Annotated in this window: 15 protein-coding genes; 4 read left to right on the forward strand and 11 right to left on the reverse strand. The window is 72.1% G+C overall.

Going from position 1 to position 14,347, the window contains the following annotated elements:
* Positions 1 to 18: 18 nt before the first annotated feature.
* The 4 genes from NYF13_RS09610 to NYF13_RS09625 form a co-directional block, all read right to left on the reverse strand.
* On the reverse strand, positions 19 to 642 hold the full coding sequence (locus NYF13_RS09610) for a superoxide dismutase (protein ID WP_315655713.1): 624 nt from the start codon (positions 640 to 642) through the stop codon (positions 19 to 21).
* A gap of 208 nt (positions 643 to 850) precedes the next feature.
* Complete coding sequence (locus NYF13_RS09615; RefSeq protein WP_315655714.1) at positions 851 to 1,519, reverse strand: biliverdin-producing heme oxygenase; 669 nt, start codon at positions 1,517 to 1,519, stop codon at positions 851 to 853.
* 72 nt (positions 1,520 to 1,591) lie between these two features.
* Positions 1,592 to 2,209, reverse strand: a complete 618-nt coding sequence (locus NYF13_RS09620; RefSeq protein WP_315655716.1) for a TetR/AcrR family transcriptional regulator — start codon at positions 2,207 to 2,209, stop codon at positions 1,592 to 1,594.
* A 54-nt stretch (positions 2,210 to 2,263) separates the two neighbouring features.
* The gene (locus tag NYF13_RS09625) at positions 2,264 to 3,763 is read right to left on the reverse strand and encodes a glutamate-cysteine ligase family protein (protein ID WP_315655717.1); all 1,500 of its coding nucleotides are present in this window, start codon (positions 3,761 to 3,763) and stop codon (positions 2,264 to 2,266) included.
* A 211-nt stretch (positions 3,764 to 3,974) separates the two neighbouring features.
* On the opposite strand from NYF13_RS09625, the gene NYF13_RS09630 reads away from it, so the two are divergent.
* From NYF13_RS09630 to NYF13_RS09640, 3 genes are all read left to right on the forward strand, one after another.
* Positions 3,975 to 4,781, forward strand: coding sequence for an RNA methyltransferase (locus tag NYF13_RS09630; protein WP_315655718.1), 807 nt, complete (start codon positions 3,975 to 3,977; stop codon positions 4,779 to 4,781).
* 84 nt (positions 4,782 to 4,865) lie between these two features.
* Positions 4,866 to 5,480, forward strand: coding sequence for a DUF2537 domain-containing protein (locus NYF13_RS09635; RefSeq protein ID WP_315655719.1), 615 nt, complete (start codon positions 4,866 to 4,868; stop codon positions 5,478 to 5,480).
* A gap of 64 nt (positions 5,481 to 5,544) precedes the next feature.
* On the forward strand, positions 5,545 to 5,901 hold the full coding sequence (locus NYF13_RS09640; RefSeq protein WP_315655721.1) for an MmcQ/YjbR family DNA-binding protein: 357 nt from the start codon (positions 5,545 to 5,547) through the stop codon (positions 5,899 to 5,901).
* Here the strand turns inward: NYF13_RS09640 and sepH are convergent.
* Together sepH and serC are read right to left on the reverse strand one after the other, a co-directional pair.
* Positions 5,898 to 6,764 carry a septation protein SepH gene (gene sepH, locus NYF13_RS09645; RefSeq protein WP_315655722.1) on the reverse strand — a complete coding sequence of 289 codons (867 nt, stop codon included), beginning with the start codon at positions 6,762 to 6,764 and terminating at the stop codon, positions 5,898 to 5,900. The genes NYF13_RS09640 and sepH overlap by 4 nt on opposite strands.
* Positions 6,765 to 7,031: 267 nt before the next feature.
* Entirely contained in the window at positions 7,032 to 8,168 is a 1,137-nt protein-coding gene (serC, locus tag NYF13_RS09650) for a phosphoserine transaminase (protein ID WP_315655723.1), read from the reverse strand.
* 67 nt (positions 8,169 to 8,235) lie between these two features.
* On the opposite strand from serC, the gene NYF13_RS09655 reads away from it, so the two are divergent.
* On the forward strand, positions 8,236 to 9,534 hold the full coding sequence (locus tag NYF13_RS09655; protein ID WP_315655724.1) for a hypothetical protein: 1,299 nt from the start codon (positions 8,236 to 8,238) through the stop codon (positions 9,532 to 9,534).
* On the opposite strand, the gene NYF13_RS09660 is transcribed toward NYF13_RS09655, so the two are convergent.
* From NYF13_RS09660 to NYF13_RS09680, 5 genes are read right to left on the reverse strand one after another with little or no spacing between them, the layout of a single operon-like run.
* Positions 9,531 to 10,877, reverse strand: coding sequence for a serine hydrolase domain-containing protein (locus tag NYF13_RS09660; RefSeq protein ID WP_315655726.1), 1,347 nt, complete (start codon positions 10,875 to 10,877; stop codon positions 9,531 to 9,533). The genes NYF13_RS09655 and NYF13_RS09660 overlap by 4 nt on opposite strands.
* 27 nt (positions 10,878 to 10,904) lie before the next feature.
* Positions 10,905 to 11,528, reverse strand: a complete 624-nt coding sequence (locus NYF13_RS09665; RefSeq protein ID WP_315655728.1) for a response regulator transcription factor — start codon at positions 11,526 to 11,528, stop codon at positions 10,905 to 10,907.
* Positions 11,525 to 12,688 carry a sensor histidine kinase gene (locus NYF13_RS09670; protein WP_315655729.1) on the reverse strand — a complete coding sequence of 388 codons (1,164 nt, stop codon included), beginning with the start codon at positions 12,686 to 12,688 and terminating at the stop codon, positions 11,525 to 11,527. The genes NYF13_RS09665 and NYF13_RS09670 overlap by 4 nt, the downstream gene beginning before the upstream one ends.
* A complete protein-coding gene (locus tag NYF13_RS09675; protein WP_315655730.1) occupies positions 12,685 to 13,500 on the reverse strand; it encodes an ABC transporter permease in 816 nt (271 codons plus the stop codon). Before NYF13_RS09675 ends, NYF13_RS09670 begins: the two co-directional genes overlap by 4 nt.
* Positions 13,497 to 14,336, reverse strand: coding sequence for an ABC transporter ATP-binding protein (locus NYF13_RS09680; RefSeq protein ID WP_315655732.1), 840 nt, complete (start codon positions 14,334 to 14,336; stop codon positions 13,497 to 13,499). The genes NYF13_RS09675 and NYF13_RS09680 overlap by 4 nt, the downstream gene beginning before the upstream one ends.
* Positions 14,337 to 14,347: the final 11 nt, after the last annotated feature.

Here is a 14,347-nt window from a genome sequence, read left to right on the forward strand (position 1 = left end):
GGGACGAGCGGTGCGAACTCAGCCGAGCAGCAGTCCGTTGCCGCCGGCCACCGCGTTCTCGAAGCGCCTGCTGATCTCGGCCCAGTTGAAGATGTTCCACAGGGCCTTGACGTAGTCCGGCTTCACGTTCTTGTAGTCCAGGTAGAACGCGTGCTCCCAGACGTCGACCAGCAGGATCGGCACGGTCGGCAGGATCAGGTTGTTGTGGTGGTCGCGCAGCTGCTGGGTGATCAGCGTCTTGCCGATCGGGTCCCAGGAGAGCGCCCCCCAGCCGTTGCCCTGGATCGTGGTCGACACCGCGGTGAACTGGGCCTTGAACTTGTCGAAGGACCCGAACGCCTCGTCGATCGCGGCGGCCAGCTCGCCGGTCGGCTTGTCGCCGCCCTCGGGCGAGAGGATCTTCCACCAGACGACGTGGTTGGCGTGGCCGGCCAGGTTGAAGGCCAGCGTGGTCTCCAGCCCGACGATGCCGCCGAAGTCGCCGGCCTCACGGGCCTCGGCGATCTTGTCCAGCGTGTCGTTCGCGCCCTTGACGTAGGTCGCGTGGTGCTTGCTGTGGTGCAGCTCGTTGATCTCGCCGGAGATGTGCGGCGCGAGCGCGCTGTAGTCGTAGTCGAGATCGGGCAGCTCGTACCGGGCCATTGGCCCTCCTTCTGTCTTCGACACAAGTTCCTGGTATCGAACCTAGTGGCAGATCCACCTCCCCGGCGAGCGGGGGCGGTGCCCTCACCACAGGGTGGAACCACCGGTTCGTCAGGGACCTACCCGGGAGCAGGCCCTGCGAAACCGAGCCTTCTACCTCGACCAAACTGGAGGTCAACCGGCTGTGACCGGGCTCATCGGGCCGCGGTCAGGCCACCCGGTAGCGGTCGAGGTCCCGGGCCAGCTCGTCGAAGACGGCGACGTTGCACTCGAACGCCGCCGCTGTCTCGTCGATCACCCGTTCGCGCTCCGGTTCACCCCAGGGCGCGGCATCGAGCTTCGCGCGATAGCGGTCCCGGAACGCGGGCGCGCTGCCCATCAGGTCGAAGTGGTAGAAGCGCGTGCCCGCTTCCCCGAGGCCGAACTTCTTCTCCAGCAGCCGCCGGATGATCTGGCCGCCGGCGATATCGCCGAGGTAGCGCGTGTAGTGATGGGCGACGTAGCCGCCGGCCCACGAAGCCGCTTCGGCGATGCGGGCCGCGTACGCCTGAGTGCTGGCGAGAGGCTGGATCTCGGTGCGCCACCCGGGGCCGACCAGGTGGGCGAGGTCGCGCTCCAGCGAGGGCAGCCGGCGCAGCTCGTCGAACACGAACCCGCCGCCGACCGCGTCGCCCGCCATCCGGTCGCTGACCCGCTCGATCGCCTGGTAGATGAAGTAGTACTGGACGACCAGGCGGGCGTACCCGGCGAGTGACACCTCCCCGCCCAGCAGCGCGTTCATGTACCGGGAGTGGTTGGCCCGCTCGTGCAGCACCTTGGTCGAGGCGCGCAGCGTCGCGGAGAACGGGCGGGTGTCGAGGTCCGCGGTCACCGACATGAGGACGCCTCCAGCGATCGTTCTGACAGCCTGTCAGAAAGAGCCTAGGGCACGCGATCGTCTTAGGCTACCCTAAATCGGACGGGAATCCGGAACCTCGCCCGCGCCCAGCGCTCGCAGGACGAAGCCGACCGCGGCCTCGATCGCGTCGTCCAGCCGTTCGGCGGGCACGTCGATCACCTGACGGCTGCCCAGCGCGGCGGTCACCATGGGGACGATGGCGTCGAAGTCCTGGGCCGGCCAGCACCCGGCGTCGACGCCCGCGAGCAGCACCGCGTGCAACTGCCCGGTGATCGGGTCGGCGTGCGCGCTGATCCGCCGGTACGCCGAGGGCGCGAGCGCCGACTCCAGCGCACCGCCCGGCGGCAGGTGGTACTCGGCCAGCACCCGAAGCTGCAGCCGGACGAAGGTGGCGAGCTGCCGGACCGGATCGGCCTCGGCGTCGACGGCTTCGCGCAGCCGCGTGACGTACCGCGCGGCCTCGTCCTCCACGAAGGCGACGAGCAGGCTTTCCTTGTCCGGGAAGTGGTTGTACAGCGCGGTGCGGCCGAGCCCGGCTTCGGCCGCGATGCCGGACAGGGTGATCGCGTCGAAGCCGCGCTCGTAGAGCTGCGCGCGCAGCACGTCGAAGACCCGGGCGCGGACCTCGCGCCGGTGAGCCTCGATCGAGCCACCGAGCACCTTCGGCATCCGCCTCACCCCCGCCTGAGTACTCCTCACTCTAAGGGGAAGAGCCGGCTCCGCTCAGTCGGCCAGCGGCCAAGTGTGCACCGGCTCGCCGATCGCCGACAGCTCGAGGTAGCGGCCCAGCATCCGGTTCAGCGCCGTCTCCCGGTCGTCGCCGCGGTCCTGCGCGCGCCGCACGAACTCGCGCTGCCAGGTCGAACCACTGCGCCGCGCCAGGCACCGGCGCTCGATGACGCCGAGGTACTTGACCCGGGCCTCGTCGGAGACCTCGGAGCGGCGCAGGCCCTCGTGCGCCAGCGGCAGCAGCACGCGCAAGGCCAGCTCGTCCGGCGGGATCCAGCCGATGCCCGGCCAGTACAGCTGCGCGTCGAAGCTCTTGCGCGCGCCCGCGTACAGGTTCTCCTCCGCGGCCTGGAACGACATCTGCGTCCACACCGGCCGCTCCTGCTCGGCCAGCGCCCGCTGCGCGCCGTAGAAGAACGCCGCGTTGGCCACGATGTCGACCACGGTCGGGCCGGCCGGCAGCACCCGGTTCTCGACCCGCAGGTGCGGCAGCCCGTCGACCACGTCGTAGACCGGGCGGTTCCAGCGCCAGACGGTGCCGTTGTGCATCCGCAGCTCGGTGAGCTTCGGCGCGTGGCCCGCCTCCAGCGCTTCGATCGGGTCCTCGGCATCGGTCTCCGGCAGCAGGCCCGGGAAGTACCGGACGTTCTCTTCGAACAGGTCGAAGATCGACGTGATCCACCGCTCGCCGAACCACACGCGCGGGCGCACGCCCTGGTTCTTCAGCTCCTCCGGCCGGGTGTCGGTGGCCTGCTGGAACAGCGGGATGCGGGTCTCGTGCCAGAGCGCCTTGCCGAGCAGGAACGGGGAGTTCGCGGCGAGCGCGATCTGCACGCCGGCCAAGCACTGCGCGGCGTTCCAGTGCGCCGCGAACTCCTCGGGCGCCACCTGCAGGTGCAACTGCACCGAGGTGCAGGCCGCCTCCGGGAGGATGGATTCCGAAAAGCTGCGCAGTCTCTCCGGCGGCGCGCCGGGCAGGGCCGCGCCCTCCATGGAAAGCGCGATCCGCTCGCCGCGTGCGGCGAAGATCTCGTCGTTGAGCAGCGAATAGCGCGCTTTGTTGGTGAGCCACTTCTGGTCGAAGTGCTCCTGGCGCAGGGTGGGCAGGATGCCGATCATGGCCAGGGCCGAGCCGGTGTCGGTGGCCTTCGCCGCCGCCTTGCCCAGGTAGGCGTGCAGGTCGTCTTCCAGTTGCAGCGCCGAATCCCCGGCCAGCGGGCGCGGGGGCACGTTCAGCTCGAGGTTGTGCTGACCCAGCTCGGTGGTGAACGAGGGGTCGTCGAGGGCCTCCAGCACGGCGGTGTTCGTCATGGACGGACGCAGTCCGCCGTCGACCAGGTTCAGCTCCACTTCGAGCCCGATGTTCTTGCGGGGGAAGGAAAAGCTTCCGTCCGTGAGCATACGGGCCAGGGTGTCGAGGCAACGCTGGACCTTACGGCGGTACCGTCCGCGGTCGAGTTGCTCGGACGATGTGGCCGAGAGATCCGTACCCATGTGTGACGCGCTCCTTGGCTGCGATCCGCGGGTGTCCGGGCGGGGAGTGCAGGGCGCCACCGTTGCACAGTGCGTCGGCACCGGCTAGCGGCCAAACTGGTGCTCTCCGTCACGGTGGGTTGACCGACAGCAAAATGCGCCCGTTCGTACCAGGCCGCACCGGTCGTTCGGACCAGTCGGGCGGACTGCGGGTGGGTGTCAGACTGTGCGGGTGGCTGAACTGATCTTCACCGAGGACGCGGCCGATCCGCGGCTCGACGACTTCCGCGACCTGTCCACAGCGGACCGGCGCCCGGACCGCCCCGGCGGCCGCGGCCTGGTGATCGCCGAGGGCACCGTGGTGGTTTCGCGGATGCTGGCCTCGGGTTACCCGGTGCGGGCCCTGCTCGGCGTGCCGCGGCGCCTGCAGGAGCTGGCCGGGGAGCTGGCCGGGGTGTCCGCCCCGGCCTACGTCACCTCGGCGGAGACCATGGCCGAGGTGGTCGGGTTCCACCTCAACCGCGGGGTGCTGGCGGTCGCCGACCGGCCGGGGCCGCCCACGGTGGCCGAGGTGGTCGCGGGCGCCGGTGTGCTGGCCGTGCTGGAAGGGGTCGGGGACCACGAGAACCTCGGCTCGTTGTTCCGCAACGCCGCCGCGCTCGGGGTCGACGGGGTGCTGCTGGCGCCCGGCTGCTCGGACCCGCTGTACCGGCGGAGCGTCCGCGTTTCGATGGGGCACGTGCTGCGCGTCCCGTTCGCGACGTTCGAGGAGTGGCCCGGCGGACTGGAACTGCTGCGGGAAAGCGGTTTCCGGATCGCGGCGCTCACCCCGCGCGCGGATTCGGTGCCGCTGCGAGAGCTGCCCGGCCGGGCAGCGGGCCGGATCGCGCTGCTGCTCGGCGCCGAAGGGCCGGGCCTCTCGGACGAGGCCATCGCGGCGGCCGACCTGGCCGTGCGGATCGAGATGGTGCCGGGCGTCGACTCGCTGAACGTGGCCACCGCGGCCGCGGTCGCCTTCCACGCGGTCGCCACGCGGTGAAGGATGCTCCCGCGAAGATCTCCGTGCGTCCGGCGCCCACCCACTAAGGTGACACGCTGAGGGCGGCCGGCGTGGAAGGACACTATGGAGCTGCGGATCCGCGGCGAGCGCGCCGTGCTCGCCGGTCCGGGCGGTGAGCACGCGCGCGAGGTCGACCCGCGCCGGCTCGCGATCGGCGCCGACCTGGCGCAGGCGTTGCACGAGTGGGCGCGCGTCGCGTCGGCGGTGTCCCGGACCGGACCGGACGCGGAGGTCGCGGGCTCGGTCGTTTCGCAGCGCGGACGCCAGCTGGCCGGGCGGCTGGCCGCGGTGATGGGGACCACGGTGCGGTTCATCGACCCGGTCTCGGGGGTCGAGACGGTGGTCGAGCCCCCGCCGCGCGACCCCGCCTCGCCGCCGCGTCCACCCGGCGAACCGCGCCTCGCGCGTCACCGCCGCGAGCCCACTCCGTGGTTCACCGGCTTGACCGTGTCGGCGTTCGCCGCGGTGCTGGTGGTGGTGGCGATGCTCGCGCTGACGACCACGCTGGCCCGCGAGACCAGCGGCTGGCTCGCGGTGCTGGCCGCTGTCGTGGTCACCGGCGGGATCACCCCGTCGCTCTGGCTGGGCCGCAGCCTGCCGATCCTGCGCTGGGCGGTGTTCGGCGCGGCGGCGGGCCTGGTGGTGGCCTGGGCCGGGGTGCTGGCCATCGTCTTCTGAGGGCCTGGTCCCCGGTCGTCGCCGAGGACTGGCGCTGCGCCGCGGTCCGGCCGATACTGGCCCGATGGCTCCGGTGGACGAACTGCGGCGGCGCTGCCTCGCGCTGCCCGAGTCCTGCGAGCGGATCAGCCACGGCGAGCCCGCTTGGTTCGTCCGGGAGAAGAAGTCGTTCGCCCGGTTCGCCGACCACCACCACGACGACGGGCGGCTCGCGTTCTGGTGCCCGGCCCCGCCCGGCGCCCAGGAGGAACTGGTGCGCGCCGAGCCGGACCGGTTCTTCCGGCCGCCGTACGTGGGCCGCCACGGCTGGCTCGGGGTGCGGCTGGACGTGGACGTCGACTGGGCCGAGGTGGACCGCATCATCCGGGACGCCTACCGGGTGGTCGCGCCGAGGTCCCTGGCCACGCTGGTCGGGGGCTAGCCCCGCTGCGAGCGGACACCCAGCAGGACGTCCTCCCACGACGGCACGATCGGGTGGTTCTTCTTGGCCTTCGTCCGCGGCTCGTCGGAATCCGGGTCGGCGGCGGCGTCGTCGTCGGACGGGGGGACGCGGGGGATTTCGCGGGTGTCGTCCTCCTCCCCCTCCTTCGGGCGGGACGGCGCTTCGATGGCGAGCACTTCGTCGGCCGAAGCCGAGTCCAGCGTCGGCTGGATCACGGCGTCGCGGGTCGGCTCCAGGGCGCGGACCGTGCGGGGGGCGCGGTAGGCGTTGGGGTTGAGCAGGACCTCGGCGTTCTCGTCCAGGGCCGTCACGGTGCCGCCGTGCGCGCCGGGGGCGAAGGACCAGTGCGCGCGGTTGTCCGAGCGGCCGGCCTTCCAGCGCAGCACGACCACCCACTTGCCGTCGTCGCCGCGCCAGGAGTCCCACCGGGCCTGTCCGTAGTCGTGGCCGCGGACGCCGAAGGCGTACGCGATCACCTCGCCCAGCGTCTGCACGTCGGGGCCGTCCTCGCGAACGGGGTGGGCGCTCTGCGCCAGCTCCGCGGTGCGGGAGCGTTCGAGCAGCACGGGATAGGCGAAGCGCTCGACGCGCTGCATCGAAACGCCCGAACCACCCGCCACCTGCTCGACGGACTCCCCCGCGCGGATTCGCGCCTGGATCTCGCGTGGCCGCATCTGGCTCTCCAACTCGATTTCGATCTGGCCCAGCCGGGCGATGTCACCCCTCGCCGCCGCGCGCAGCCTCTCATCGGCCGGGAGCAGGAAGCGCGTACGGCTCGCCGGGTCTTCGAGCACAATGGACTTGCCGTCCTCGTGCAGCCCGATCACCCGTAGCGCCCGCATTTCTCGCCTCCCCGAACTTCACCTTTGTGGGTGCTCACGTTAGAACGGCGCGTCGACTTGACGTGCGAGGCGCGCCGATACTGCACCCGCTTGCTGTCATTCATTTCGATCTTCACCATCCTCTCAGCCCAACCCCGGCCGCGGATCGCGTGACACGCCGACCACGTTCTGTCACGAATGAGTGGAATACCGATGGTGGCTTCCGGGCCGCACGAGCGACGGCCCCCTTCCGCGGGGGAAGGGGCCCGTCGCTTTCACCGGTGGATTTCAGCCGAGGCGTTCGACCACGTACTCGATGCTGCGGGTCAGCTGGGTGACGTCGTCCGGGTCGATGGCCGGGAACAGCCCGACGCGCAGCTGGTTGCGGCCCAGCTTGCGGTACGGCTCGGTGTCGACGATGCCGTTGGCGCGCAGTGCCTTCGCCACCGCGGCGGCGTCCACCTCGTCGCTGAAGTCGATCGTGCCGACGACCGGCGAGCGCAGGCTCGGGTCGGACACGAACGGCGTGGTGTAGGAGGTCTTCTCGGCCCACTCGTACAGCCGGGTCGAGGAGTCCTTGGTGCGCGCGGTGGTCCAGTCCAGGCCCCCCTGGCCGTTCATCCACTCGATCTGGTCGGCCAGCAGGAACAGCGTGGCCACGGCCGGGGTGTTGTAGGTCTGGTCCTTGCGCGAGTTGTCCAGGGCCGTGGTCAGCGACAGGAATTCCGGGATCCAGCGGTCGCCGCCGCCGATCTCGCCGATGCGCTCGACCGCGGCCGGCGAGGCCAGCGCGATCCACAGGCCGCCGTCGGAGGCGAACGACTTCTGCGGGGCGAAGTAGTAGACGTCGAAGTCTTCGGCCTTGACCGGCAGGCCGCCGGCGCCGGAGGTGGCGTCGATCGCGACCAGCGTGCCGTCGCCGGCGGTGAGGCCCGCGGGGCGGCGGACCGGCACCGCGACCCCGGTGGAGGTCTCGTTGTGCGCCCAGCCGACCAGGTCGGCGCCGGACTGGTAGGCGATCTCCGGCGCGCTGCCGGCGTCGGCCTTGACCACGATCGAGTCGGACAGGAACGGCGCCCCGTCGGTCACCGCGGCGAACTTCGAGGAGAACTCGCCGTAGGTGAAGTGCTGGGCGCGCTCGCGGACCAGCCCGAACGCCGCGGCGTCCCAGAACGCGGTGGTGCCGCCGTTGCCCAGGATGACCTCGTAGCCCTCGGGCAGTGAGAAGAGTTCGGACAGCCCCGCGCGCACGCGGCCGACCAGCGACTTCACCGGCTTCTGGCGGTGCGAGGTGCCGAGGTAGGTGGAACCGGACTCCGCCAGCTTGGCGAGCTGCTCGGAGCGGACCTTCGAGGGTCCGCAGCCGAAGCGGCCGTCGGCCGGCTTGAGGTCGTCAGGGATGCTCAACTCCGCTGCGTCGGTCATGTGGGCAGTCTCTCAGGTCGGGACGCACCTGCTAACGGCGGTGGCCCGGTGTCCGACAGGTGGAACCGTGAGCGGACAGCCGATACGGAACGATCCCGGCGAACGGGACGGCGAGCGCTACCGGCCACGGTGGTGGTGGTTCGCGCTGTTCGGCTTGACGGTGCTGGTGCACCTGCCCATGGGCTGGGACTCCTCGGCCGCGATCGGGCTGCCGCTGGGCTTCGCGGTGACGCTGGTGCTGGTGTTCGTCCCCGACCTGCCGCGATGGCTGACCTGGCGCGGGGCACCTTTGCGCGCCGACGACCCCGACGACCCCGGCCGGCCCGGTGAGCCTCGGAATCTCGTGGAACTCCCGGATTCCGGCGGCCGCAAGCGTTCGCGGCCCCGCCCGGTGGGGCGCTGGTGCCTGGCGGCCGTGGCCGTGGCCGTGGTGCTGTTCCTCGCGGGCGCGATGGTGGCCGAGCCGCCGGAGCCCGACGAGGTGTCGGCGGCGGTGGGCGTCTGGGTGGTGGCCGCCGTGTTCCTGCTGTTCTCGGTCGGGTGGCTGCTGCTGGCGTTCCGGGCTCCGCGAGCGGTGGTCCCGTCGAAGCCACCGCGGGGCTTCGCCGTGCGCGCGCGGATCGAAGACGGCGACACCCGCCAGTGGGACTGGACGGGGGAGATCGCCCGGGCCCGGCTCACGCTCTCCCTCCGGGACGGCCGTCGCGGCTACCTGATCCTGTCGGAGTTCGCCGGTCCGCTCGCCCGCGCCGTGGTGCGTGACGGGAAGCTGTGGCTCAGCGGCGAAAGGCTCGATGGGGACGACCCCGGTGGCCTGGTCACCGTCGAAATCGGGGGGTTGTCCGCGACCGGGCTGCTCACCACGGATCCGGTCGGCCGGGTGCCCGGGCGCCGGACCCGGCCGCGGGGCGCCTCGCTGGCCCTGCTCCGGTGGCAGTACCGGCTGCGGATTCCGGTGCTGGTCCTGGCCGGGGCCGCGGTCGTCGCGGTGCCGGTGGCCGGGATCGTCCGGTCCGGGTGGCTGTGGCTGCTGCTGCTCCCGGCCCTCATCCTCGCGGGGGCGACCGCCCTCTGGGCGTCGGAGATCCGGGACGAGCGCCGCGACGTCGGCTCGGGGCCGCTGACCCCGGTCGACGTGCGGATGGTCGAGGACCACCTCTGGCCCGACCGGGAGGTCCGGGCCTGGGTGGTGCTGGGGCCCGGCCGGCCCGCGAGCCTGTACATCGATGGCTGCCCGCCGGAAATCGCCGCCGAACTCGTGGCGCACCACCGGGTGTGGGTGTTCGGCGAGCCGCGCCCCGGCCCGGTCGGCCTGGGCCTACCGGGCCGGGGGGTCTACACCGCCGCGTCCTTCTGGGTCCGCTAGCGCCAGCCGGCCTCGTCGACGCCGCCGGGCACCGGGGCCGACGGGTCGTAGGGCGTCCGGGTGAAGATGAACGTGGCCAGGTCGAGGTGGTTCGCGACGCCTTCGGCGGTTCGCCCGACGGTGAGCGTTTCGCCCGCGTAGTAGCCGTCCAGGCCCAGCCAGGTGTCCGGGCCGGTCGGCCGGAACCGCGACGCCCGCCCCGTCCCCTGCATCGGGTCCAGCGAGATCATCCCGTCGGCCAGCACGCGCAGGGTGTACGGCGAGGGGCCCCAGTGCCACAGCCCGGTCAGGGCCAGCAGCCCCGGGTCCACCGCGGTGGGCTGCCACTCCGGCACCACGGCGGGCTCCAGCTCGTCCACGGTGTTCATCAGGTCCAGGGTGAGCGCCACGATGCCGACCCCGGCGGTGGAGTTGGCCAGGCACAGCGCGCCGGTACCGGTGTTCGCGTCGACCAGCGTCGTGGCCAGGAAGCCCGGCATCGAGCCGGTGTGCCCGGCCAGGTGGCGGCCCTGGTGCCGGACCACCATCAGGCCCAGGCCGAACCCGGTGGTCCACACCTCGGTGTCGTCGACGGTGTTCATCACCCGCATCTCGGCGACGGTGTCCTCGCTCAGCACCCCGCCGGTGTGCCCGCCGAGGAAGGCGGTCCAGCGGCCGAGGTCGGTGACCGTGGACCACAGCTGACCGGCCGGGGCCATCGCCCCGGCGTCCGGGGACGGCTCGGGGTGCAGCACGTCCGCGAACGGGTGCACGGCGAAGCCCTCGGCGTGCGGGGCCTGCGGCTGCGGGGTGGTGCGGTTCATGCCCAGCGGCGTCAGGATCTCTTCGTCGATCACCTGGAGCCACGGCCGGCCGCGGTGGCGCGCGACGAGTTCGCCGAGCACGCCGAAACCGACGTTCGAGTAGTGGAACTTGAAGCCGGGGCGCAGTTTCGTCGCGCCGGTGCCGAGGCTGGCCACCAGCGCGGCCCAGTCGGCGCCGGGCGCGCGCTCCCACCACTGGCCCGGCGACTCCGAGGTCAGTCCCGAGGTGTGCGAAAGCAGCTGGGCGATCGTCGCGGAGCCGAAGGCCGTGCCGGGCACGTGCCGCTCCAGCGGGTCGGTCAGCTCGAGCCGCCCCTCGTCGCGCAGCCGCATCACCGCGGTGGCGACCATGGTCTTGGTGATCGAGCCCAGCCGGTACTGCGTGTCGGCGTCGGGCCGGGCGTCGCCGACCCGGCCGCGGCCACCCGACCAGACGACCTGGCCGTCGCGCACCACGGCGGCGACCAGCGACGGGGCCCGGCACACCGCCTGCTCACGGGCGAGCCGGCGGTACAGGGCGAGTTCGGTGGAGTCGAGCATGACGGCCATTCTGCCTGGCCGCCTCCCTCAGCCGAGCAACCGGCGGTCCAAAGCCGTGGTGACCGCCGCGGTGCGGTCCGAAACGCCGAGTTTGCCGAACACGCGCAGTAAATGGGTTTTCACCGTCGCTTCGCCGATGTGCAGGGCGCGTCCGATTTCCGCGTTCGTGTGCCCCTTGGCGACCAGCCGCAGCACCTCGACTTCGCGGGCCGAGAGCGGCGACGCGGGCGGCGGGTTGCGGACGCGGTTCACCAGCTTCCCCGCCACCGAAGGCGCCAGCACGGTCTCTCCGCGGGCCGCGGCCCGGATCGCGCCCGCCAGCTCGGCGCGCGAAGCGTCCTTCAGCAGGTAGCCCGCCGCGCCGGCCTCGACCGCGCGCAGGATGTCGGCGTCCGTCTCGTACGTGGTGAGCACGACGATCCGCCGGGCCGGGGTCTCCTTCAGGATCCCGCGGATCGCGCCGACCCCGTCGAGGCCCGGCATGCGCAGGTCCATCAGCACCACGTCCGGCTTCGCCACGCGGTCCAGCGCGATCGCCTCGGCGCCGGAGCCGGCTTCACCGACCACGGTCAGGCCGGGCTCGGCTTCGAGCATGCCGCGCAGGCCCTCGCGCACCACGGGATGGTCGTCCACCAGCATGATCGTGATCACGCGGGCACCTCCAGCTCCAGTTCGGTCCCGTCGCCGCGGGCGCTGCGCACGGCCAGCCGCCCGCCCACCTGCTCGACCCGCGAGCGCATCCCCCGCAGGCCGAAACCCTCGGTGGGCCCGGCGGGGGAGAAGCCCGCGCCGTCGTCGCGCACCAGCAACCGCACGCCGGAGTCCGCGGCGGACAGCCGGACCAGCACGGTGGTGGCCGCCGCGTGCTTGCGGACGTTGGTCAGCGCCTCCTGCGTGGCCCGCAGCAGCACCACCTCGGCCGCCGTGCCCAGCGCGGGCAGTGGACTGTCCACTTCGCACTCGACGGTCAGCGCGGTCTCGTCCGCCAGCCGGGCGGCCTGCCGCCGCACCGCTTCGGCCAGCGAGCCGGCGGCCAGTTCGGACGGGGTCAGCGCGGCCACCATCGCCCGCGCCTCGGCCAGGTTCTCCCGCGCGGTGCGCCCGGCCAGCGCCAGGTGGCGGCGCACCGCGTCCGGATCGGTGTCCAATTCGGACTCGATGGCCTGGGTCAGGGTGACGATGCTGGTGAACCCCTGCGCTAGGGTGTCGTGGATCTCCCGCGCCAGCCGCTCCCGCTCGGCCGCGGTGCCCGCCTCCCGGGAGAGCCGGGAGACCTCGGCCTGGCTGTCCTCCAGCCGCCGGATCAGCTCGCCCCGCTCGGTGCTCTCCTGGATGACGTCGGTGGTGAACTTCCCGGCCAGCACGCTGAACACGACCAGGATCGCGGTCATCGGCAGCAGGATGGGCAGGCTCGGGTTGTCCCAGCCGCCGCGCGTCACGGCCGAGACCGGCTCCATCAGGATGACCAGCGCGGTCACCGCCGAGGCCCAGCGCACGTCCAGCAGCATGAACAGCAGCGGGCACACGATGAACAGCGCGAAGCTGGCGGTGGTGTCGGCGAACACCGCCGTGCCGAGGCAGACGACCAGCACGGCGACGTAGGCCCAGTTCGCGGGACTGTTGTCCGCCCGCTTCACCACGTGCCGCCCGGCCACCGGGTAGGAGAGGGCGAGCGCGGCGAGCGCGACCTCCGCCACCACCTTGGGCCCGGTGGCGAGGTCGTCGAACAGCACCAGGAGCGCGGTCGCGGCGTAGGCGACCGCGAACAGCAGCTCCCAGAACCAGAACGAGCGCTGCCAGGCGTCGGTCACGGCTTCTCGTTCGTCCACCGGAAGCTCAGCCGGGCCAGGGCCAGCCCGGCCACGCACCACGCGGCCAGCACCAGCGCCACCACCGGAAGTTCCCACGACCCCGCCATTTCCTGCGTCGCGGCGCCCGCCGGCAGGAACACCGAGCGGAAGCCCTGGCAGATCCATTTCAGCGGGAAGAACGACGCGATGTCCACCATGATCTTCGGCAGGTGGGTGATCGGCGCGACGAACACCCCGGAGATGAACTGCAGCACCAGGTACACCAGCTGCACCACGGCCACCGTACCGGTCGCCGAGCGGGTGAGGGAACCGATCGAGATGCCCAGCAGCGTGCACGAGACGATGCCGAGCAGCAGCACCCAGACCAGCGTCAGCCACCGGGCCGGGTCGCTCGGCAGGGACAGGCCGAACAGCAGCACCGCGACCGCCGCCATCAGCACGGTCTGCGCCACGCTGGTCACCGCCACCATGATCATCTTGCCGATGAAGTACGAGGCCGGTGGCATCGGCGTGCCGTGCAGCCGTTTCAGCGCGCCCACCTCACGGTCGGCCGCGATGCCGATACCGACGCCGGTGAACGAGGTCGACACGATGCCCGAGCCGATCATCCCGGCCGCGAGCAACTGTCCCGAAGAGACGCCGCCCGCCCCGGTGGGACCGTCCAGAATGGACCCGAGCAGGATCATCAGCACCGCGGGCAAGGAGAAGGTGAACACCACCTGCTCCCGGTTGCGGAAGAACTGGCGCAGCTCGGCGCCGCCGCGGGCGAGCCCGAGGCCGAAGGGGCCCGGCAGGGCGAGGGTGGTGGTCACGACTGCTCTCCGATCAGTTCCAGGTAGACGTCCTCCAGGCTCGGCCGCGTCACGGTCAGGTCGGCCAGCTCCCGGCTCCCGCCGGAGAGCTCGGTGACGACCTTGGTCGGGAACGCGGTGCGCTCCACGTGCCGGCCGCGCTCGTCGGTCCACCGCACGGTGGCCTCGGCGTGGCCGCGGCCGCCGAGGGTTTCCGGGGTGCCCTGCGCGACGATCCCGCCCCGCGCGATGACCACGAGCCGGTCGGCCAGCGCCTCGACCTCGTCGAGGTAGTGCGTGGTGAGCAGGATGGTGGTGCCCTCGGCCGCGAGGTCGTCGATCAGCGCCCAGAACCGGCGGCGCGCCTCGGGGTCGAAGCCGGTGGTGGGCTCGTCCAGGAACAGCAGTTCGGGACGGCCGACGATGCCGAGCGCGACGTCCACGCGCCGCCGCTGGCCGCCGGAAAGCGACTTCACCCGGGCCCCGGCCTTCGCGGTCAGGCCGACCTTGTCGATCACCTCTTCGGGGTCACGCGGGTTCGGGTAGAACCTCGCGAAGTGCCGCACGGTTTCCGCCACGCTCAGCTCGGCGGCGTCGGTCGCGGTTTGCAGCACGATGCCGATCCGCGACCGCCACGCGCGCCCGGCCCGGCCGGGGTCCTCCCCGAGCACCTCGGCCTCCCCCGCCGTGCGCTGCCGGTGCCCCTCCAGGATCTCGACGGTGGTCGTCTTGCCCGCGCCGTTCGGGCCGAGGAGCGCGAACACCTCGCCCTGGTGGATGTCCAGTTCGAGCCCGGCCACGGCGAGGTGCCCCGGGTACTCCTTGCGCAGTCCGCGCACTCTCACTGCTGTGCTCATGGGTAGATCCT

Origin of the sequence: Amycolatopsis sp. PS_44_ISF1, assembly GCF_032335455.1 — a bacterium.
Taxonomy (GTDB): Bacteria; Actinomycetota; Actinomycetes; order Mycobacteriales; family Pseudonocardiaceae; genus Amycolatopsis.